This window comes from Pseudomonas sp. 8AS (assembly GCF_902506505.1).
GTDB lineage: Bacteria > Pseudomonadota > Gammaproteobacteria > Pseudomonadales > Pseudomonadaceae > Aquipseudomonas.
On sequence record NZ_LR733406.1, the window covers coordinates 3827346 to 3847409 of the forward strand.

Below are 20064 nucleotides of genomic sequence, written 5' to 3' on the forward strand. Positions count from 1 at the left end.
GCCGGTCGGCTTACATCATGCCGCCCATGCCACCCATGCCACCCATGTCCGGCATGGCCGGGGCGGCCTTGTCTTCCGGAATGTCGGCGATCATCGCCTCGGTGGTGATCATCAGGCTGCCGATGGAAGCGGCGGCCTGCAGGGCGGAACGGGTGACTTTGGCCGGATCGAGGATACCCATCTCGATCATGTCGCCGTACACGCCGGTGGCAGCGTTGTAGCCGTAGTTGCCTTGGCCTTGCTTGACCTTGTCGACCACCACGCTCGGCTCGTCGCCGGCGTTGGCGACGATCTGGCGCAGCGGCGCTTCAACGGCGCGACGCAGCAGGGCGATACCGACGTTCTGGTCTTCGTTGTCGCCTTTCAGCTCGCTGATGGCCTGCAGGGCACGCACCAGGGCGACGCCGCCGCCAGGTACCACGCCTTCTTCGACGGCTGCGCGGGTGGCGTGCAGGGCGTCTTCGACACGGGCCTTCTTCTCTTTCATTTCCACTTCGGTGCCGGCACCGACCTTGATCACGGCAACACCGCCGGCCAGCTTGGCCAGACGCTCTTGCAGCTTCTCCTTGTCGTAGTCGGAGGTGGTGTCTTCAACCTGCTTGCGGATCTGCGCAACGCGGGCTTCGATGTCGACCTGCTGGCCGGCACCATCGATGATGGTGGTGTTTTCCTTGCTCAGTACGACGCGCTTGGCGTTACCCAGGTGCTCCAGGGTGGCGCCTTCCAGGCTCAGGCCGACTTCTTCGGAAATCACGGTACCGCCGGTGAGGATGGCGATGTCCTGCAGCATGGCCTTGCGACGGTCGCCGAAGCCCGGAGCCTTGACGGCTGCGACTTTGACGATGCCGCGCATGTTGTTGACCACCAGGGTGGCCAGGGCTTCGCCTTCGACGTCTTCGGCCACGATCAGCAGCGGACGGCCGGACTTGGCAACGGCTTCGAGAACCGGCAGCAGTTCGCGGATGTTGGAGATCTTCTTGTCGACCAGCAGGATCAGCGGGCCGTCGAGTTCGGCGACCATGGTGTCCGGCTTGTTGATGAAGTACGGCGACAGGTAGCCGCGGTCGAACTGCATGCCTTCGACGACCGACAGTTCGTTTTCCAGGCCCGAGCCTTCTTCAACGGTGATCACGCCTTCTTTACCGACTTTTTCCATGGCTTCGGCAATGATGTCGCCGATGGAGTTGTCGGAGTTGGCGGAGATGGTGCCGACCTGGGCGATGGCCTTGGTGTCGGTGCACGGCTTGGACAGCTTCTTCAGCTCGGCGACGATGGCGATGGTGGCCTTGTCGATGCCGCGCTTCAGATCCATCGGGTTCATGCCGGCGGCAACCGACTTCAGGCCTTCGTTGACGATGGCCTGGGCCAGCACGGTGGCGGTGGTGGTGCCGTCACCGGCAGCGTCGTTGGCCTTGGACGCGACGTCCTTGACCAGCTGGGCGCCCATGTTCTCGAACTTGTCTTTCAGCTCGATTTCCTTGGCGACGGACACGCCGTCCTTGGTGATCAGCGGCGCGCCGAAGCTGCGCTCGAGCACCACGTTGCGGCCTTTCGGGCCGAGGGTGGCTTTGACGGCATCGGCCAGGACGTTAACGCCGACCAGCATTTTCTTGCGAGCGGAATCGCCGAATTTGACTTCTTTAGCAGCCATGGTGGTAGTTCCTTAAATTCTTGACGGTTGTACGGAGATTCGCGGGAATCAGGCTTCGAGGACGGCGAGGATTTCGTTCTCGCTCATCACCAGCAGGTCTTCGCCGTCGACCTTGACGGTGTTGCTGCCGGAGTACGGGCCGAACACCACCTTGTCGCCGACTTTGACGGCCAGGGCACGTACTTCACCGTTGTCCAGGGTCTTGCCGGCACCGACGGCGACGATCACGCCCTGGTTCGGCTTCTCAGCAGCGGAGCCCGGCAGCACGATGCCACCCGCGGTTTTCGATTCTTCTTCGCTGCGGCGGATAACGACGCGGTCATGCAGAGGACGAAGCTTCATGGGTCGATCTCTCCCGATAGTTGTTGTAAGCAGGCCGGTGACTGCACCGGCGGGTTAGCAAAATCCGGCGGAGCCGGACGCGCCTCGCCTTGGCGAGGCGCGAGAGTCTGTTCCACCTGCGGTGGAAACCTTGCGGTGCTAGCTAGATAGGGGCGATCAAGGCCATTTCAAGGGCGGGCGCGGAAAAATTTTCCACGCCCGCCCATGCAGGCGTCTGGCGCGCTCAGTCGCGGCGCTGGTATTCGCCTTCCAGCACATTGGGCCGGGTCTGCCCGGAGCGGGCCTGGGGATCGTCGAAGAAGGCGCGCTGGCGCAGGGCCTGCTCCTCTGCACGGCGGCGCAGGTTGCCGATCAGCAGACGGCGGGTGAACGGAATCAGGCAGAGCAGGCCGAACACGTCGCTGATGAAGCCCGGCAACAGCAGCAGGCCGCCACCGACGGCGATCAGCAGGCCCTCGAACATCTCCTGCTCGGGCATTTCGCCGCGCGCCAGCTTCTCGCGGGCGCGCCAGGCGGTGGCCAGGCCGGCCACGCGCAGCAGCACGCTGCCGAGAATCGCCGTGGCGATCACCAGCAACAGGGTCGGCAGGACGCCGATGGCACTGCCGACCTGGATCAGCACGGCCAGTTCGATCAGCGGGAACAGCAGAAACAGAAAGAGAAAAACGCGCATCAGGATTTCCTTGGCGGAAGAACGGCTTCCGATACCGATGAAGTATGGGGCCTGGCCCTTAATTCAAGCTGAAACCTGCCCGGCGGTCGGCCAGCTTGCGGCGCGAGCCAGCTGTACCAAGGCCTGGCGCACTGCGCCGGGACTGTTACAGGATGTTGGGAAGGCCAGCCAGTACAGGCTCTTGCCGATGCGCAGGTGGAAACCTTCGCTGTCGATGCCGACCAGTTGCGCCGGCTCATGGCCGGGCAACCCGGCCAGCTCGACGTAATGGGCGATGGCCGCGGCATGGTCGGCATTCATGTGTTCGAGCATGCCCAGCTCCACTTCGCCGGCAAAGGGATTGGCCAGACTGACCTGGTCCAGCCAGTGGATCGCGCCGAAGCCGCCGATATAGCGCCAGCGCACCGGCTGCAGACGCCAGAAGTCGAAATCATGCACCCGGTGGTAATCGCGCGAGTCGGGGAAATAACGGTAGTAACGCGCGGCAGCGGCGGCGATCTGCGCCGGCTCTGCCAGTTTTTCCGCCTCGGCCAGCAGGGTCAGGCGGCCGACTGCCTGCACATCCTCGGCGCCGCGCTCGCCCACCAGCAGCGAACATTTGCCGTCCTGTTGCAGATTGTGGGTGTGCTGGGCGATGCGGCTGATCAGGATCAGCGGGCAACCGCGCTCGTCCAGGCAGTAGGGCACCACTGATCCGAAAGGGAAACCCGGCATGGCCTTGGAATGGGTCGAGAGCACGCCGCGGTATTCCTTGAGGAGCAATTCTCGGGCATGCTTGCCGGCTGTCACGCTCAACTTATGACTCCTCGTTAAGAATCCGTCTAAAACAAAACGGACAGGCGCCCGGCAGAACTCTTTGCAGCGCCAGCGAGGCCACCTGTAGACCTTTAGAGGGGTAGTGTTATGGAACTCAAAGACAAAGTCATCATCATCACCGGCGGCTGCCAGGGCCTCGGCCGCGCCATGGGCGAATACCTGGCCGCCAAGGGCGCCAAGCTGGCCCTGGTCGACCTCAACCAGGAAAAGCTCGACGAAGCCGTGGCCGCCTGCAAGGCCGCCGGTGGTGACGCCCGTGCCTACCTGTGCAACGTGGCCAACGAAGAGCAAGTCACCCACACCGTCGCGCAGATCGCCGACGACTTCGGCGCGATCAACGGCCTGGTCAACAACGCCGGCATCCTGCGCGACGGCCTGACCATCAAGGTCAAGGACGGCGAGCTGAGCAAGATGAGCCTGGCCCAGTGGCAGTCGGTGATCGACGTCAACCTGACCGGCGTGTTCCTCTGCACCCGCGAAGTGGCGGCGAAGATGATCGAGCTGAAGAACCAGGGCGCGATCGTCAACATCTCCTCCATCTCCCGCGCCGGTAACGTCGGCCAGGCCAACTACTCTGCGGCCAAGGCCGGCGTCGCCGCCGACACCGTGGTCTGGGCCAAGGAACTGGCGCGTTACGGCATCCGCGTGGCCGGCGTCGCCCCGGGCTTCATCGAAACCGAGATGACCGGCAGCATGAAGCCGGAAGCCCTGGAGAAGATGACTTCCGGCATCCCGCTCAAGCGCATGGGCAAGCCGGCCGAGATCGCCCACTCGGTGGCCTACATCCTGGAAAACGACTATTACACGGGTCGCATCCTGGAACTCGACGGCGGCCTCCGCTTGTAACGTTTCGACTTGCTGCGCGTCGGCCAGACTGCGTTGAAATTGGGCTCGGGCTGCTCATTTACAGCTCGTAAACTCCGCGCCCTCGCCCAATTGATTCGCTGGCGCTTACCCTTCGGGCCAGCCTGCGGCTGTTACTCCCGTTGGTCGTTGCGCCTTGCCTGGCTCTAGCTCGCAGAGTCGAGCCTAAGCAGCGTAGAACACAAAAAAGCCCCGCATTTGTGGGGCTTTTTTGTGAGCGGGTGAATTACCAGCCGACGCCCAGGCCAATCAGGTAGCGGCGCTCGTCGGTATCGCCATTCTCGCTGGCGACCTTGTCCCACTCGGCCTTGAGGCTCAGGGCCGCCCAGCTGTTGAGCTTGTAGCGCACGCCGGCTTCGGTATCGATGATGTAGTCGATCTCGTCGATGAAGGGCGCGCCCAGCTCGCCCTGGCTGTACAGCTCGACGTTCTGGCCGATCAGCTTGCGCTTGTAGTCCCACTCCATGGCCGCCGAGTTGAAGTGCTCGCTCTCGCCGTTGTCGAAAACGAAGTCGTTGCGGTTGAGCAGGCCGGCCATGGAGAAGGCGCCGAGGGCATCGTCCCAGAACTGGTAGCCGGGGCCGGTACCGACGGTGCGCTGGATGCGCAGATCCTCCATGCGGTCATGGGTGTACTTGAGCTGGCCCTGCCAGAAGAACTGCTTGGTGAGGAAGCGGTCGAGGTCGTAGTCCAGCTCGGTGCGGTCGGTCTTCTTCTCGTCATCCTTGAGTTCGTGGTCGTACTCGACGCCAAAGCTGTGGCGCCAGGCACCGTGGCGGGCCTGGGTGGCGAGGTCGATGTCGTAATCCTCCACGTCGCTCTCGGCCTGCTTGTAGTCGGCGGAGAAATCGATGTTGCCGCTCCAGCGCAGGTCCTGCACCAGCGGCTTGGGCGGCAGGATCTGGGCGATGGAACTCAGCGCCACCACCTTGGGCGCCTCGCCGTTGACCAGCTCGACCTGGCCTTCACCGGCCGGCTTCAGCGACTTGGCCCGCTCGCCGGTGAAATCGTCCTGTTTGACCAGCAGCTCGCGCTCGCTTTCCAGGGTGGCGACCTTGTGCAGATCGAGGGTGATCGAGCCGGCGTAGTCGGTCTTCAGCAGCAGCTTGCCGCCATCGACCAGCTCGATGCTGCCGGTCAGCTTGTCACCGTTCTTCAGCCACACGGTGTCGGCCAGCGAGGGGGGGGAAATGGCGCTCAGCGCCAGGCACAGCAGGGAGCGGGAAACAGTCATCGGCAAACAATCGGCTCGGGGTGGGCAAAAAGGCCGGCATTATCCGCGTACGCGCCGGCAGAGCAAGCACAGACTGGCGATTGCTCCACGAGTTCAGAAAAGCCTCGTCCTTGCACCGGTAGACGGCTACCAGCCAACCCCCACGCCGATCAGGTAGCGCCGCTCCGAGTAGGTGCTGCCCAGGCCGCGCAGCTGGTCCAGCTCGTACAGCAGCGACAGCCGGGCCCAGTCGTTCAGGCGGTAACGCAGGCCGAACTCGCTGTCGAGCACGTAGTCGATCTCGTCGATCTGCGGCAGCTGCAGCTCGGCGCTGCTGTAGAACTCCAGGCGCGTACCCCACAACAGGCGCTTGTAGTCCCACTCCAGCGACCAGGTGTTGAAGGCCAGCTCGCCCACCTGCGAATCCAGCCGCACCCGGTTGAACTGGCCGATCAGGTCGAAACGCCCCAGCTCGTCGTCCCAGAAGCGGTAGCCGGGGCCGCTGCCGAGAATACGCTGGCGCTCGATGTCCTCGAACTGGTCTTCCTCCTGCTCATAACCGGCCCGCCAGAACCAGTGCTCGGTGAAGAAGCGGTCGAGGTCGTACTCCAGTTCCCAGTTGTCTTCCTTCTTCTCGTCGTTCGTGGTCTCGTGCTCCAGCTGGCCGTGCAGCACATGGCGCCAGCGCCCATGCTCGACCCGCGTATCACCCTTGATCTTGAATTCGTCGGTGCGATCCTCGTTGCGCTCCAGGTCGAGCTTGGCGTCGAGGTTGCCTTCCCACAGGCGGTCCTGCAGCAGCGGGCGCGGCGGCACCAGGCGGCTGATGCTGGCCAGCGGCACCGTCTCGCGGCCGTCGTCGATCACCGTCACCAGGCCCGCAGCAGCAGCCTGCAACTGCTTGCTGTGCCGGCTGTCCAGCCCGTTGCGCCGCAACAGCAGGGGTTTGTCCGAGCGCAGGGTGTCGATATCCTTCCAGTCGATCAGCACGCGCCCGGCATACTGGGTCTTCAGCGCCAGCTTGCCGCCGTCGAGCAGGAGGATCTTGCCGGTCAGGCGGTCACCGTTGTTCAGCCACACGGTATCCGCCTGGGCACAGGCCGCGGCGGCCAAGAGAACAGTCGAGAGCAGGAAGCGCAGCATGGGACAGAAACCACCAGCAGGACAGGGCATCGCCACAGAGCATGCCCCCGCCCTCGACCCGACGGCAAGCGCCGAGGGCCGGCGCGCCGCGCTGTATCTGCTGCTGTCGCAGATCCCCGCAGGCAAGGTCACCAGCTACGGCGAACTGGCCGCACTGGCCGGCCTCGGCCGCGCCGCCCGCTGGGTCGGGCGCACCCTCAGCCAGTTGCCGCCCGACACCCGCCTGCCCTGGCACCGCGTGCTCGGCGCCGGCGGCCGCCTGAGCCTGCCGGCCGGCAGCCCGAGCGGCGACGAGCAGCGCGCGCGCCTGCGCGAGGAAGGCCTGACCATCCGCAACAACCGCGTCGATATGCGCCGCCACGGCTGGCGCCCGATGGAGCTCAACGACTAGGGTCTGTTGCCGTTTCGCCGCGACCGCGACGGAGCCAGTTTTTTCGCGGAGCTAGGCGCGAGCCACGAAGTTTGGTCGTCCAGATGAGCCGTCGAGTAACGACGTTCCGCGTAAAAACTGGCCCGTCCCTTCGGGTTGCGCGGAAAATCTCGCCATGCGTCGTTGCGGGACTTGGCAAGGGATCACCATTACCAGCGTCCCGCGCCTAGCCTGGCGAGATTTTTCGCGGCAACGCGGCTTGCGCCGAAACGGCAACAGACCCTAGAGTGCGCCCTTTGTTTCGCTTATCCCCAGACCTTGCCCATGCCCCGTAAATCCTGGCGCGCCGCCCTCGCCACCTATGCCCACCCGGCCGCCCTCGCCCTCCTGCTGCTCGGCTTCGCCGCCGGCCTGCCGTACATGCTGGTATTCGCCACCCTGTCGGTGTGGCTGCGCGAAGCCGGCGTGGCCCTGCAGACCATCGGCTACGCCAGCCTGATTGGCCTGGCCTACGCCTTCAAATGGGTCTGGGCGCCGATGCTCGACCAGTGGCGCCTGCCGCTGCTCGGCCGCCTGGGCCGCCGCCGTTCCTGGCTGGTGCTGTCGCAGGGGCTGGTGGTCTTCGGCCTGATCGGCATGGCCCTGTGTGACCCCCAGCAGCACCTGGCCTGGCTGATCGGCGTGGCGGTGGTGGTGGCCTTCGCCTCCGCCACCCAGGACATCGCAGTGGACGCCTACCGCCTGGAAATCGTCGACGACACCCGCCAGGCCGCCCTGGCCGCCAGCTACATGGCCGGCTACCGGGTCGCCGTGCTGCTCAGCACGGCCGGTGCGCTGTACTTCGCCGGCTGGTTCGGCAATGCCGACGCCGGCTACCAGCATGGCGCCTGGGCCAGCACCTACCTGCTGTTCGCCATGTTCATGCTGCCGGGGCTGATCACCACCCTGTGGATGCGCGAGCCGGCAGTGCCGCTGCAGACCCAGATCGCCGCGGCGCGCTATGGCCTGTACCGTCAGCTGGCCTCGGTGCTGGTGCTGATCGTGCTGCTGGTCTCGGTGCCGGCCATGTTCACCCAGTTCTACAACAGCGACATCCTGCCGATGCTGCGCGGCGAGCTGGGCCTGAGCGAGCTGCTGCGCGACGACCGCGCCACCCTGCGCTTCCTGCTGTACGGCATCCTCACCGCCGCCTGCCTGTCGCGCATGGGCCGCCGCGGCCTGGGGCCGGTGCTCACGCCGATCAACGACTTCATCCTGCGCTACCGCTGGCAGGCCTTGCTGCTGCTCGGGCTGATCGCCACCTACCGCATGTCCGATACGGTGATGGGGGTGATGGCCAACGTCTTCTACATCGACATGGGCTTCGCCAAGAGCCAGATCGCCAGCGTCAGCAAGCTGTTCGGCCTGTTCATGACCCTGTTCGGCGCCGCCATCGGCGGCCTGCTGATCGTGCGTTTCGGCATCCTGCCGATCCTGCTGCTGGGCGGGGCGGCGTCCGCCGCGACCAACCTGCTGTTCGCCAGCCTGTCGCGCCTGGGCGAAGTCGCCGACCGCGCGCGCTATGCCGAACAGACCGTGGCCGAGCTGCTGCTGGCCCTGGACCCGCACATGCTCATGCTGGTGCTGACCATCGCCCTCGACAACCTCAGCTCCGGGCTCGCCACCGCGGCCTTCGTCGCCTACCTGTCGAGCCTGACCAACCTGAAGTTCTCCGCCACCCAGTACGCCCTGCTCAGCTCGATCATGCTGCTGCTACCACGCCTGGTCGGCGGTTCCTCCGGGCTGCTGGTAGAGAAACTCGGCTATGCCCAGTTCTTCCTGGTCACCGCCCTGCTCGGCATTCCCACGCTGCTCCTCATTCTGCTGCAGTGGCGCCGCGAGCGCGGCCAGCCGAACGGCAACGGCGCAGCCCCGCTGCCAAGCAGTTCCGAGCAGCCATGAAAAAGGCCGGCGATTGCCGGCCTTTTTCATGCAAGCGGGAAGCCGGCATCAATCGCGGAAGTTGTTGTATTGCAGCGGCATGCCGAACTCCTTGGCGCGCAGGGCGGCGATGGCCTCCTGCAGGTCGTCGCGCTTCTTGCCGGTAACGCGCACCTGCTCGCCCTGAATGGCGGCCTGCACCTTGAGCTTGGCATCCTTGATATGAGCGACGATCTTCTTCGCCAGCTCCTTGTCGATGCCCTCGCGGAACTCCACTTCCTGCTTGACCACCTTGCCGGAGGCATAGGCGTCCTTGACCTCCATGCACTGCGCGTCGATCTTGCGCTTGATCAGGGCCATGCGCAGGATTTCCAGCATCTGCTCGAGCATGAAATCGGCTTCGGCGGTCAAGGTAATGCTCTTGTCCTTGCTCTCGAAACTGCATTTGCCGCGCAGGTCGAAGCGCCGCTCCAGCTCTTTCACCGCGTTGTCCACGGCGTTGGTGAGTTCGTGTTTATCCAGTTCGGACACCACGTCGAACGAAGGCATGGAATTCCTCCAGATGGACGGCGCGATCCATATCACGGACAGAGCGCGCCTGGCTTGACGATAAAATTTGCGCGCTCATTATAACCACACCCACACGCCCCGTTCGGCGAAGTACCGACGGCGCCCCAGTTCCCTGCCAGTGAGCCCATCATGCCCAACCCCCATCTCAGCATTCTGGTGGTGGACGACGCCAAGTTTTCCAGCGCCATGATCGGTCGTGCACTGAGCCAGGCCGGCTACCAGGATGTGCGCTTCGCCAGCAGCGCCGCCGAGGCCCTGCAACAGCTCGAACTGCGCCCGGCCAGCGTGCTGCTGGCCGACTGGCTGATGCCGGAAATGGACGGCCTGGACCTGACCGGGCGGGTACGCCAGCTGGACGAGACTGCCGACCACTACACCTACATCATCCTGCTCACCGGCAAGGAAGGCGACAACGTGCTGGTGGAAGCCTTCGACCGCGGCGTCGACGACTTCATCAGCAAGGCCTCGATGAACGAGCAGCTGGTGCCGCGCGTGTATGCCGCCGACCGCCTGTGCAACACCCTGCAGCGCCTGTTGCAGGAGAACCGCATGCTGGTGCAGAACATCTCCAGCCTGGAGCAGCGCAACCTGGTCGACCCGCTCACCGGCCTGGGCAACCCGCGCTACCTCAAGCAGAAGCTGGCCGACAGCCTGCGCCAGGTCGAGTCCCGCGGCGGCGCGGTGTGCTACCTGCTGATCGGCCTGCAGGAGGCCAGCACCCTGCGCCAGCAGTACGGCAACGGTTTCTACAACGAGCTGCTGCACGGCGTGGCCCGGCGCCTGCAACAGCTGGTTCGGCCCCTCGACGTGCTGGCGCGCATGGACGACAACCATTTCGCCCTGATCACCCTGCTCGACGACCTGCAGGAATGCTCGCCGAGCAGCTTCAAGCGCCTGTACGACGGCCTCAACCTCAAGGCCTTCAAGACCAGCGAAGGCTTCATCACCCTCAAGGCGGGGATCAGCCTGGTCGGCCTCGACGCCAAGTCGCTGCCGGTCGAACCGAATACCCTGCTCGATCGCGCCAGCGCCCTGCTGGCGGACTCCTACGCCAGCGGCCGGGTCACCGCGCTGCGCCTGCCGCTGCCACAGTGATCGTCCCGCAGTGACCTGGCACATCCTCGGCGCCGGCAGCCTCGGCAGCCTGTGGGCCACCCGCCTGGCCCGCGCCGGCCTGCCGGTGCGCCTGATCCTGCGCGATGCGCCGCGCCTGGCCGCCTACCACGCCGCCGGCGGCCTGAGCCTGGTGGAGAACGGCCAGGCCCGGCGCTACCCGATTCCCGGCGAGACTGCCGCCGCCGGCGCCCCGGTGCAGCGCCTGCTGCTGGCCTGCAAGGCCTACGATGCCGAAGAAGCTGCCGCCACCCTGGCTCCGCGCCTGAGCCCGGACGCCGAGATCATCCTCCTGCAGAACGGCCTGGGCAGCCAGGACGCGGTCGCCGCGCGCCTGCCGCGGGCGCGCTGCATCCTCGCCAGCAGCACCGAAGGAGCCTTCCGCGATGGCGACTTTCGCGTGGTGTTCGCCGGCCAGGGCCATACCTGGCTCGGCATCGAAGGCCAGGCGCAAGCTCCGGCCTGGCTCGGCGAGCTGGAGCAGGCCGGCATCGCCCATACCTGGAGTGCCGAGATCCTCGCCAAGCTGTGGCGCAAGCTGGCCCTGAACTGCGCAATCAACCCGCTGACCGTGCTGCACGATTGCCGCAACGGCGGCCTGGCCGCATGGCCGGATGAGGTCGCCGCGCTCTGCCAGGAACTGGCCACGCTGTTGCGCGCCTGCGGCCAGGCCAGCGCCGCCGAGGGCCTGCACGCAGAGGTGCAGCGGGTGATTGCCGCCACCGCCGCCAACTACTCGTCCATGTACCAGGATGTCGCCGCCGGCCGGCGCACGGAAATCGCCTACCTGCTCGGCCATGCCTGCCAGGCGGCCGCCCGGCAGCAACTGGCCGTACCCCACCTGCAGGCCCTGCAGCAGCGCCTGAGCGCGCACCTGGCCGCCCGCGGATTGCCCGTCACCTGAGCCCGCGCTACCCTGCCCTTCCTCACTCCGCGGAAACCTGCGCCCTTGACCCGTCTGCGCCAGCGCCTCGATAACCTGCCGGTCGGCCGCAAACTGCTCGCCGCCCTGCTGGCCCTGCTGGCCACCGTGCTGCTGGTGGCCAACCTGGCCTTTATCAGCGCCGCCTACTGGATCTCCCAGGAAAGCGTGGCGCCGCAGGCCCTGCACACCCTCGGCCGGCTGATCGCCACCCCGGAAGTCAGCCAGAAGGCCCTGGCCTCGCCGGCCGCCGCCGCCGCCCTGCTGCACAACCTCGACAGCTACAGCCCGCTGCGCGCCGCCGCGCTCTACGACAGCCACGGCCTGCGCCTCGCCGAGCTGCAACTGGGCGACTCGCTGCAGCTGCCGGCGCACGGCGAAGAGCTGGAGAGCTGGCGCCAGGGCGAGCTGCGCGCCACCCAGCTGATCGAGCTGCCGCAACCGGGCAAGCTGCCCGGGCACCTGCTGCTGGTGGCCTCCGGCGAGCTGCCCGGGGCGTTCTACACCGGCACCCTGACCGCCAGCGGGGTGATCCTGGCGTTCAGCATCCTGCTCTGGACCCTGATCGCCCGGCAGATCAGGCGCCTGATCACCCGGCCGATCCGCCATCTGGAAGAGCTCACCCGCCAGGTCACCCGCGAAGAGAACTACGCCCTGCGCGTCGCCCGCGGCAACCAGGACGAGATCGGCAGCCTGGCCGACGCCTTCAACACCATGCTCAGCCGCATGGAGGCGCGCGAACAGCAGCTCAAGCGCGCCCGCGACGACGCCCAGGCCGCCTTCGACCAGGCGCAGACCCTGGCCGAGGAAACCCGCCACTCCAACCGCAAGCTGGAGCTGGAAGTGCAGGTGCGCAGCAAGATCGAGAAGAAGCTCACCGGCTTCCAGAAGTACCTCAACAGCATCATCGACTCCATGCCCTCGGCCCTGATCGCCCTCGACGAGCAGCTCTACGTCACCCAGTGGAACCAGGAGGCCAGCGCGCTTTCCGGCACGCGCCTGGACGAGGCGCTGAACCAGCCGGTGTTCCTCGCCTTCCCGCCGCTCAAGCCCTTCCTGCCGCAACTCAGGCGCACCGCCGAACAGCACCGGGTGGAGAAGATCGAACGGGTCACCTGGAGCCGCAACGAGGAACCGCACCACTACGAGCTGACCTTCTACCCGCTGATGGGCGGCAGTGGCCGTGGCGTGGTGATTCGCATCGACGACATCACCCAGCGCCTGTCCCTGGAAGACATGATGGTGCAGTCGGAGAAGATGCTCTCGGTCGGCGGCCTGGCCGCCGGCATGGCCCACGAGATCAACAACCCGCTGGGCGCCATCCTGCACAACGTGCAGAACATCCGCCGGCGGCTGTCGCCGGAGCTGGCGAAGAACCAGGAGCAGGCGGTCGAGGTCGGCATCGCCCTCGAGGATGTCAGCGCCTACCTGGAGGCCCGCGAGATCCCGCAGCTGCTCGACGGCATCCAGCAGGCCGGCTCGCGGGCGGCGAAGATCGTCAGCCACATGCTCAGCTTCAGCCGACGCAGCAACCGGCAGATGGCGCCCTGCCAGCTCCCAGCGCTGATCGACCAGGCCCTGGAAATCGCCGGCAACGACTTCGACCTGGCCGACAGCTTCGACTTCAAGACCCTGCTCATCCAGCGCGAATTCGACGACCAGCTGGGCCCGGTGCCGGCCACCGCCAACGAGCTGGAACAGGTGCTGCTCAACCTGCTGAAGAACGCCGCCCAGGCCATCCATCAGCGCGACGACGAGGACGAGCCGGGGCGCATCATCCTGCGCACCCGCCTCAACCCGCCGTGGGCGGAGATCCAGGTGGAAGACAACGGCATCGGCATGCCCGAACACGTGCGCAAGCGCATCTTCGAGCCCTTCTTCACCACCAAGGAAGTCGGCCAGGGCACCGGCCTCGGCCTGTCCGTGTCCTATTTCATCATCACCAACAACCACAAGGGGCAGATGGAGGTTAACTCCCTGCCGGGCCAGGGCACCTGTTTCACCCTGCGCCTGCCCCTGACCTCCACCACCGACAGCACGAGCACCTGAGATGGGCTATCGCCTGAGCAAGATCTATACGAAAACCGGCGACCGGGGCGAAACCGGCCTGGCCGACGGCCGCCGCGTGGCCAAGGACCACCCCCGCGTGGAAGCCATGGGCGAGCTGGATACGCTGAACAGCCAGCTCGGCCTGCTGCTGGCCGAGCTGGCCGAACAGCAAGGCATGTGGCCGGGCCTGAGTGAGGTCATCGCAGTCCTGGCGCCCTGCCAGCACCGCCTGTTCGACCTCGGCGGCGAACTGGCGATGCCCGACTACCAGGCCCTGCAGGAAGGCGAAGTGGAACGCCTGGAAGCGGCCATCGACCGCTGGAACGAAGAAGTCGGCCCATTGCAGAACTTCATCCTGCCCGGCGGCTCCCGCCTGGTCGCCCAGGCCCACGTCTGCCGCAGCCTGGCGCGCAATGCCGAACGGCGCTGCCAGCACCTGAATGCGGTGGAGCCGCTGCGGGCCGTCGGCATGGCCTACGTCAACCGCCTGTCCGACCTGCTGTTCGTCGCCGCCCGCCTGATCGCCCGCCGCCAGCACATCAACGAGGTGCTGTGGCAAGCGGCGGAGAAACCCTAGGTTGGGTTGAGCGCAGCGAAGCCCAACTGACACCTCGAAGAAATCCTCAGTGCCGCCCGTTGGGCTTCGGCGCTGCGCGCCTCAACCCAACCTACGCCGGCCAGAACGCACGGATGCCGGCGACGCCCTGGGCACCGGCCTGCCAGGCCTGCTCCAGGTGCTCGGGGCCGACGCCGCCGAGCAGGTAGGCCGGGATATTGCTGCCGCGCAGCAGCTCGGCGGCTTTGTCCCAACCCAGCGGTGCGGCGTCTGGATGGGTCTGGGTCGGCTGCAGCGGCGACAGGGTGACGAAGTCCACGCCCATCTGCGCCGCCAGCGCCAGCTCCTCGGCCCCGTGGCAGGACGCGGCCAGCCAGCGCGAGGCCGGGAACGGCCGGCCCTTGGCCGCATACTGGCGCAGCTGCGCGGCGGTCAGGTGCCAGCCGGCCGCCGGAAAGTCACCCAGCCACTCCAGCGGCCCCTTGAGCATCAGCTGGGCCTTGCCGGCACACAGACCCTGGATATCCACCGCCAGATCGCGGTACTGCGCATCGAACATATTCGGCGCGCGCAACTGCACCAGGCGCACGCCATCGACCAGGGCCTGGCGCACGCCGCTCAGCAGCTCGCCGGGTTCCAGCCCTTGCGGGGTGATCAGGTAACGATCGGGCAGCTGCGCCGCCGTCACGATCGGCTGGTTGGCCGCCGGGAACTGGTAGTCGCCCAGCTGCCGCGGGCTGACCCAGGCCAGCGGCTGGCCCTCGGCGCCGTGCGGCTCGCCGCCGAACGCGGAAACTTCCCAGACATCCAGCAGCACCTGCTTGTCCGGGTAGTCGTGACGCACCTGGATCAGCGGCCGCGCCTGGCGCACCTCGATTCCCAGCTCCTCGGCCAGTTCGCGCGCCAGCGCATCGCGCACCGCCTCGCCGGCCTCGACCTTGCCCCCGGGAAACTCCCACAGGCCGCCCTGGTGCTGCTGCGCCGCGCGCCTGGCGAGGAGGATCTGCCGATCGGCGCCGCGGATCACCGCCGCGGCCACATGCACACGCTTCACGCCGGGCTCTCCTGCAACGCCGCCTGGTACCAGCGCTGGAAGGCCGGCCAGTGGTAGATGGTCTCGACATAGGCCGCCGCCACGTCCGGCAGGGCCACGCGATAGCTGCGCAGGCGGCTGGCCACCGGCGCGAAGAAGGCATCGGCGATGCTTGCATGGCCGAACAGGAACGGCCCGTCCTGGCCGAACTGGGCGCGGCAGTCGGCCCACAGCTGGCAGATCCGCGCGATGTCGCCCTGCGCCTCGGCCGGGATCGACTCCAGGGCCTGGTCGCGGCGCATGTCCATCGACAGGTGGCTGCGCAGGCCGAGGAAACCGCTGTGCATCTCGGCGCACACCGCGCGCGCCACCGCCCGCGCATATTGCCCGCGCGGCCACAGGTGGGACTCGGCAAAGCGCTCGGCGAGGTATTCGGCGATCGCCAGGGAATCCCAGATCGGCCCTTCCTCGGTCTTCAGCAGCGGCACCTTGCCGGTCGGCGAGTGGGCGAGGATCTGCTGGCGGCTGTCGGCCTGATAGAGGCGCACGGTCAGCTCGTCGTAGGGCTCGCCGGTCAGTTCCAGGGCCAGCGCCGCGCGCAGCGACCAGGACGAGAAGTTCTTGTCACCAATGACCAGTTGCAGGGCCATGTCGGTTCTCCTGACAAGGGTGGGCGGAATGCACAGGGGACGCCGCGGCGCCCCCTGTGTCAACTCGAATGCAACGCCGCCGGCTCAGCTGCGGTATTCGGCGTTGATCTTGACGTACTCGTGGGACAGGTCGGTGGTCCAGATGGTCTCGCTGCAGGTGCCGCGGCCCAGCTCGATGCGGATGGTGATTTCCTCCCGGGCCATCACCGCGGCGCCCTGCTCCTCGGTGTAGCTGGCGGCACGGCCGCCCTTGCTGGCGATGCACACTTCACCGAGGAACACGTCGATCTTGCTCACGTCCAGCTGCGGCACGCCGGCATAGCCGACGGCGGCGAGGATGCGCCCCCAGTTCGGGTCGGAGGCGAACAGCGCGGTCTTGATCAGCGGCGAGTGGGCCACCGCGTAAGCGACGTCCAGGCACTCCTGGTGGGTACCGCCGCCGTTGACCTGCACGGTGACGAACTTGGTCGCGCCTTCGCCGTCGCGGACGATGGCCTGGGCGACTTCCATGAACACCTCGAACACCGCCTGCTTGAGCTTGGCGAACAGTTCGCCGGCGGCCTCGGTGATTTCCGCCAGCGCCGCCTGACCGGTGGCGATCAGCAGGCAGCAGTCGTTGGTCGAGGTATCGCCGTCGATGGTGATGCGGTTGAACGACTTGTTCGCCGCGTCGCGCACCAGATCCTGCAGCACGCTGCGCGCGACCTTGGCGTCGGTGGCGATGTAGCCGAGCATGGTCGCCATGTTCGGCCGGATCATCCCGGCGCCCTTGCTGATGCCGGTCACGGTGACGGTCACGCCGTCATGCTGGAACTGGCGGCTGGCGCCCTTGGGCATGGTGTCGGTGGTCATGATGCCGGTGGCGGCTTCGGCCCAGTGGTTTTCCGACAGGTCGTCGAGGGCCGCCTGCAGGGCGCCCTCGATCTTCTCCACCGGCAACGGCTCGCCGATCACCCCGGTGGAGAACGGCAGCACCGCCTCGGCGGCCACGCCGGTCAGCGCGGCCAGCGCGGCGCAGGTGCGCTTGGCATTGGCCAGGCCTTCCGGGCCGGTGCCGGCATTGGCATTGCCGGTGTTGGTCAGCAGGTAACGTACCTCGCCCTGCACACGCTCGCGGGTGACGATCACCGGCGCGGCGCAGAAGGCGTTGGTAGTGGTCACGGCCGCCACGCGCGAGCCTTCGGCGCAGCGCATCACCACCACATCCTTGCGCCCTGGGCGCTTGATGCCGGCAGAGGCGATGCCGAGTTCAAAACCGGGAACCGGGTGCAGGACCGGCAGGGGACCAAGACCAACAGCCATGGATGCGCTCCTCAATAAGCAGTCTGTTCATAGGCCGGGCGAGGCCCGGCAGGCAGTGGCAAAACGCCGCGAGCGGCAGAGCCGGTCGCGGCGTTGTTTATATAGCTGACATCTGCCGGATCAGGCGATCTGACCGTGGCAATGCTTGTACTTCTTCCCGGAACCGCACGGGCACGGTTCGTTGCGCCCGGTTTTCACCTCGCTGCGCACCGGTGCGGCGGCCTGGGCCACCTCGCCGGCGTCTGCCGCCTCGGGCTCCGCGAGGGCCATTGCCGAGGCATCGGCATGCTGGAACTGCATGCGCTGGGCCATGGCTTCAGCTTCGCGGCGCAGGCGCGCCTCTTCCTCGGCCGGGTCTTCGCGGCGGATCTGCACGTGCGACAGCACGCGGATGGTGTCGCGCTTGATCGAGTCGAGCAGTTCCTGGAACAGGGTGAAGGACTCGCGCTTGTATTCCTGCTTGGGGTTCTTCTGCGCATAGCCGCGCAGGTGGATGCCGTGACGCAGGTGATCCATGGTCGCCAGGTGGTCTTTCCACAGGTCGTCGAGCACGCGCAGCAGCATCTGCTTCTCGAAGGTGCGCAGGGCCACCGCGCCGGCCAGCTCTTCCTTCTCGTTGTAGGCGGCCAGCAGCTCCTGGAGGATGCGCGCGCGCAGGGTTTCCTCGTACAGGTGGTCGTCTTCGTCGAGCCACTGCTGGATCGGCAGGCGCAGGCCGAAATCGCTGAACAGCGTCGCTTCCAGGCCGGCGATATCCCACTGTTCGGGCAGCGACTGCGGCGGGATATGGTTGTTGATGGCGGCGGTCAGCACTTCCTCGCGGAACTCGGCGATGGTCTCGCCGATGTTGTCGGCGGCCAGCAGGCTGTTGCGCATGTGGTAGATCACCTTGCGCTGCTCGTTGGCCACGTCGTCGTACTCGAGCAGCTGCTTGCGCATGTCGAAGTTGCGACCCTCGACCTTGCGCTGGGCCTTCTCGATGGCGTTGGTCACCATGCTGTGCTCGATGGCCTCGCCGGCCTGCATGCCCAGGGCCTTCATGAAGTTCTTCACCCGGTCGGAGGCGAAGATGCGCATCAGGCTGTCTTCCAGCGACAGGTAGAAGCGGCTGGAGCCCGGGTCGCCCTGGCGACCGGCGCGACCGCGCAGCTGGTTGTCGATGCGTCGCGATTCGTGGCGCTCGGAAGCGATCACGCACAGACCGCCGGCCTCGATCACCTGCTGGTGGCGCTTCTGCCACTCGGCCTTGATCTGTGCGATCTGCTCGGCCGTCGGGTTTTCCAGGCTGGCGACTTCCACTTCCCAGTTGCCGCCGAGGAGGATGTCGGTACCGCGACCGGCCATGTTGGTGGCGATGGTCACCGCGCCCGGGCGACCGGCCTGAGCGATGATCTCGGCTTCCTTCTCGTGGTACTTGGCGTTGAGCACCTTGTGTTCCATGCCGGCCTTGTTCAGCAGGCTCGACAGGTATTCGGAGGTTTCGATCGAGGCGGTACCGACCAGGATCGGCCGGCCCTGGGCCTGGATTTCCTTGATATCGGCGATGATCGCCGCGTACTTCTCTTCCTGGGTCAGGTAGACCAGGTCGTTGTAGTCCTTGCGCGCCAGCGGCTTGTTGGTCGGGATCACCACCACGTCCAGGCCGTAGATCTGGCGGAACTCGAAGGCCTCGGTGTCGGCAGTACCGGTCATGCCGGCCAGCTTCTTGTACAGGCGGAAGTAGTTCTGGAAGGTGGTCGAGGCCAGGGTCTGGCTCTCGGCCTGGATATTCAGGCCTTCCTTGGCTTCGATGGCCTGGTGCAGGCCCTCGGACAGGCGGCGGCCCGGCATGGTACGCCCGGTATGCTCGTCGATCAGCAGCACCTGGCCGTCTTGCACGATGTACTCGACGTTGCGGTGGAACAGCTTGTGCGCGCGCAGGCCGGCATAGACATGGGTCAGCAGGCCCAGGTTGTGCGCCGAGTACAGGCTCTCGCCCTCGGCCAGCAGGCCGGCCGCGGTGAGCAGTTCCTCGATGAACTGGTGGCCGGCTTCGTTGAGTTCGACCTGACGGCTCTTCTCATCGATCTTGTAATGGCCTTCCTGGGTGACCACGCCCTCTTCTTCCTCGATGTGCTGGGTGAGGCGCGGGATCAGCTTGTTGATTTCCATGTACAGCTTGGAGCTGTCTTCGGCCTGGCCGGAGATGATCAGCGGGGTGCGCGCTTCGTCGATGAGGATCGAGTCCACTTCGTCGATCACGGCGAAGTTCAGCTCGCGCTGGAACTTCTCGTCCAGGCTGAAGGCCATGTTGTCGCGCAGGTAGTCGAAGCCGAATTCGTTGTTGGTGCCGTAGGTGATATCGGCAGCATAGGCGGCGCGCTTCTCCTCCGGCGGCATGAACGGGGTGACGATGCCGACGCTGAGGCCGAGGAATTCGTACAGCGGGCGCATCCAGTTGGCGTCGCGGCGAGCCAGGTAATCGTTGACCGTGATCACGTGCACGCCGCGGCCTTCCAGGGCGTTCAGGTACACCGCCAGGGTACCGACCAGGGTCTTGCCCTCGCCGGTGCGCATCTCGGCAATCTTGCCCTCGTGCAGGGTCATGCCGCCGATCAGCTGCACGTCGAAGTGACGCATGCCCATCACGCGCTTGCCGGCCTCGCGGGCCACGGCGAAGGCTTCGGGAAGAATCTGGTCGAGGGTATCGCCCTTGGCCAGGCGCGCCTTGAACTCCTCGGTCTTGGCCCTCAGCTGCTCGTCGGAGAGCGCCAGCATCTGCTCTTCGAGGGCATTGATTGCCGTCACCGCCTTGAGCATGCGTTTGACTTCACGCTCGTTCTTGCTTCCAAAGAGTTTCTTCAACAGCGGCGCAAACATATCGGCAGATTCTTCCAC

At 66.2% G+C, this 20064-nt stretch carries 17 protein-coding genes and 1 pseudogene; 7 read left to right on the forward strand and 11 right to left on the reverse strand.

The features are described 5' to 3' along the window. Positions 1-10: 10 nt before the first annotated feature. The 4 genes from groL to GV001_RS17960 all read right to left on the reverse strand — a co-directional run bounded on the left by groL (position 11) and on the right by GV001_RS17960 (position 3461). Positions 11-1651 carry a chaperonin GroEL gene (gene groL, locus GV001_RS17945; RefSeq protein WP_160082332.1) on the reverse strand — a complete coding sequence of 547 codons (1641 nt, stop codon included), beginning with the start codon at positions 1649-1651 and terminating at the stop codon, positions 11-13. 48 nt (positions 1652-1699) lie between these two features. Continuing rightward, positions 1700-1993 carry a co-chaperone GroES gene (locus tag GV001_RS17950; protein ID WP_160082334.1) on the reverse strand — a complete coding sequence of 98 codons (294 nt, stop codon included), beginning with the start codon at positions 1991-1993 and terminating at the stop codon, positions 1700-1702. Between the two features lie 223 nt (positions 1994-2216). Next, entirely contained in the window at positions 2217-2666 is a 450-nt protein-coding gene (locus GV001_RS17955; protein ID WP_160082336.1) for an FxsA family protein, read from the reverse strand. Positions 2667-2729: 63 nt separating this feature from the next. Beyond that, positions 2730-3461 carry a HugZ family protein gene (locus tag GV001_RS17960; RefSeq protein WP_160082337.1) on the reverse strand — a complete coding sequence of 244 codons (732 nt, stop codon included), beginning with the start codon at positions 3459-3461 and terminating at the stop codon, positions 2730-2732. Between the two features lie 108 nt (positions 3462-3569). Here GV001_RS17960 and GV001_RS17965 point away from each other — a divergent pair, with 108 nt between their 5' ends. Beyond that, positions 3570-4328: an SDR family oxidoreductase gene (locus tag GV001_RS17965; RefSeq protein ID WP_160082339.1), complete on the forward strand. Its 759-nt coding sequence runs from the start codon at positions 3570-3572 to the stop codon at positions 4326-4328. Between the two features lie 244 nt (positions 4329-4572). Here GV001_RS17965 and GV001_RS17970 read toward each other — a convergent pair whose 3' ends face one another. Both GV001_RS17970 and GV001_RS17975 read right to left on the reverse strand, forming a co-directional pair. Then, a complete protein-coding gene (locus GV001_RS17970) occupies positions 4573-5580 on the reverse strand; it encodes a DUF481 domain-containing protein (RefSeq protein ID WP_160082341.1) in 1008 nt (335 codons plus the stop codon). A gap of 126 nt (positions 5581-5706) precedes the next feature. Then, the gene (locus GV001_RS17975) at positions 5707-6702 is read right to left on the reverse strand and encodes a DUF481 domain-containing protein (RefSeq protein WP_160082343.1); all 996 of its coding nucleotides are present in this window, start codon (positions 6700-6702) and stop codon (positions 5707-5709) included. Between GV001_RS17975 and GV001_RS17980 the strand changes: the two genes are divergently transcribed. Then, positions 6701-7093, forward strand: a complete 393-nt coding sequence (locus tag GV001_RS17980) for an MGMT family protein (protein WP_160082345.1) — start codon at positions 6701-6703, stop codon at positions 7091-7093. The two genes, GV001_RS17975 and GV001_RS17980, sit on opposite strands and share 2 nt — an antisense overlap. 303 nt (positions 7094-7396) lie before the next feature. After that, a complete protein-coding gene (locus tag GV001_RS17985; RefSeq protein ID WP_160082347.1) occupies positions 7397-9013 on the forward strand; it encodes an AmpG family muropeptide MFS transporter in 1617 nt (538 codons plus the stop codon). Positions 9014-9061: 48 nt separating this feature from the next. Here the strand turns inward: GV001_RS17985 and GV001_RS17990 are convergent, their stop codons facing one another. Continuing rightward, positions 9062-9541 carry a YajQ family cyclic di-GMP-binding protein gene (locus GV001_RS17990; protein ID WP_160082349.1) on the reverse strand — a complete coding sequence of 160 codons (480 nt, stop codon included), beginning with the start codon at positions 9539-9541 and terminating at the stop codon, positions 9062-9064. 138 nt (positions 9542-9679) lie between these two features. On the opposite strand from GV001_RS17990, the pseudogene GV001_RS17995 reads away from it, so the two are divergent. The 4 genes and pseudogenes from GV001_RS17995 to GV001_RS18010 all read left to right on the forward strand — a co-directional run. Beyond that, positions 9680-10657, forward strand: a pseudogene (locus tag GV001_RS17995) (response regulator); the annotation flags it as partial. Between the two features lie 10 nt (positions 10658-10667). Continuing rightward, on the forward strand, positions 10668-11579 hold the full coding sequence (locus GV001_RS18000; protein WP_160082353.1) for a putative 2-dehydropantoate 2-reductase: 912 nt from the start codon (positions 10668-10670) through the stop codon (positions 11577-11579). Between the two features lie 45 nt (positions 11580-11624). Next, complete coding sequence (locus GV001_RS18005) at positions 11625-13646, forward strand: ATP-binding protein (protein ID WP_160082355.1); 2022 nt, start codon at positions 11625-11627, stop codon at positions 13644-13646. A 1-nt stretch (position 13647) separates the two neighbouring features. Beyond that, the gene (locus GV001_RS18010; RefSeq protein WP_160082357.1) at positions 13648-14223 is read left to right on the forward strand and encodes a cob(I)yrinic acid a,c-diamide adenosyltransferase; all 576 of its coding nucleotides are present in this window, start codon (positions 13648-13650) and stop codon (positions 14221-14223) included. Between the two features lie 91 nt (positions 14224-14314). Here GV001_RS18010 and GV001_RS18015 read toward each other — a convergent pair whose 3' ends face one another. The 4 genes from GV001_RS18015 to secA form a co-directional block, all read right to left on the reverse strand. Then, a complete protein-coding gene (locus GV001_RS18015; RefSeq protein WP_160082359.1) occupies positions 14315-15256 on the reverse strand; it encodes a Nudix family hydrolase in 942 nt (313 codons plus the stop codon). Continuing rightward, complete coding sequence (locus GV001_RS18020) at positions 15253-15885, reverse strand: glutathione S-transferase family protein (protein ID WP_160082361.1); 633 nt, start codon at positions 15883-15885, stop codon at positions 15253-15255. Before GV001_RS18020 ends, GV001_RS18015 begins: the two co-directional genes overlap by 4 nt. A gap of 84 nt (positions 15886-15969) precedes the next feature. Continuing rightward, the gene (gene argJ, locus GV001_RS18025) at positions 15970-17187 is read right to left on the reverse strand and encodes a bifunctional glutamate N-acetyltransferase/amino-acid acetyltransferase ArgJ (protein ID WP_160082363.1); all 1218 of its coding nucleotides are present in this window, start codon (positions 17185-17187) and stop codon (positions 15970-15972) included. A gap of 120 nt (positions 17188-17307) precedes the next feature. Continuing rightward, the gene (gene secA, locus GV001_RS18030; protein WP_160082365.1) at positions 17308-20046 is read right to left on the reverse strand and encodes a preprotein translocase subunit SecA; all 2739 of its coding nucleotides are present in this window, start codon (positions 20044-20046) and stop codon (positions 17308-17310) included. Positions 20047-20064: the final 18 nt, after the last annotated feature.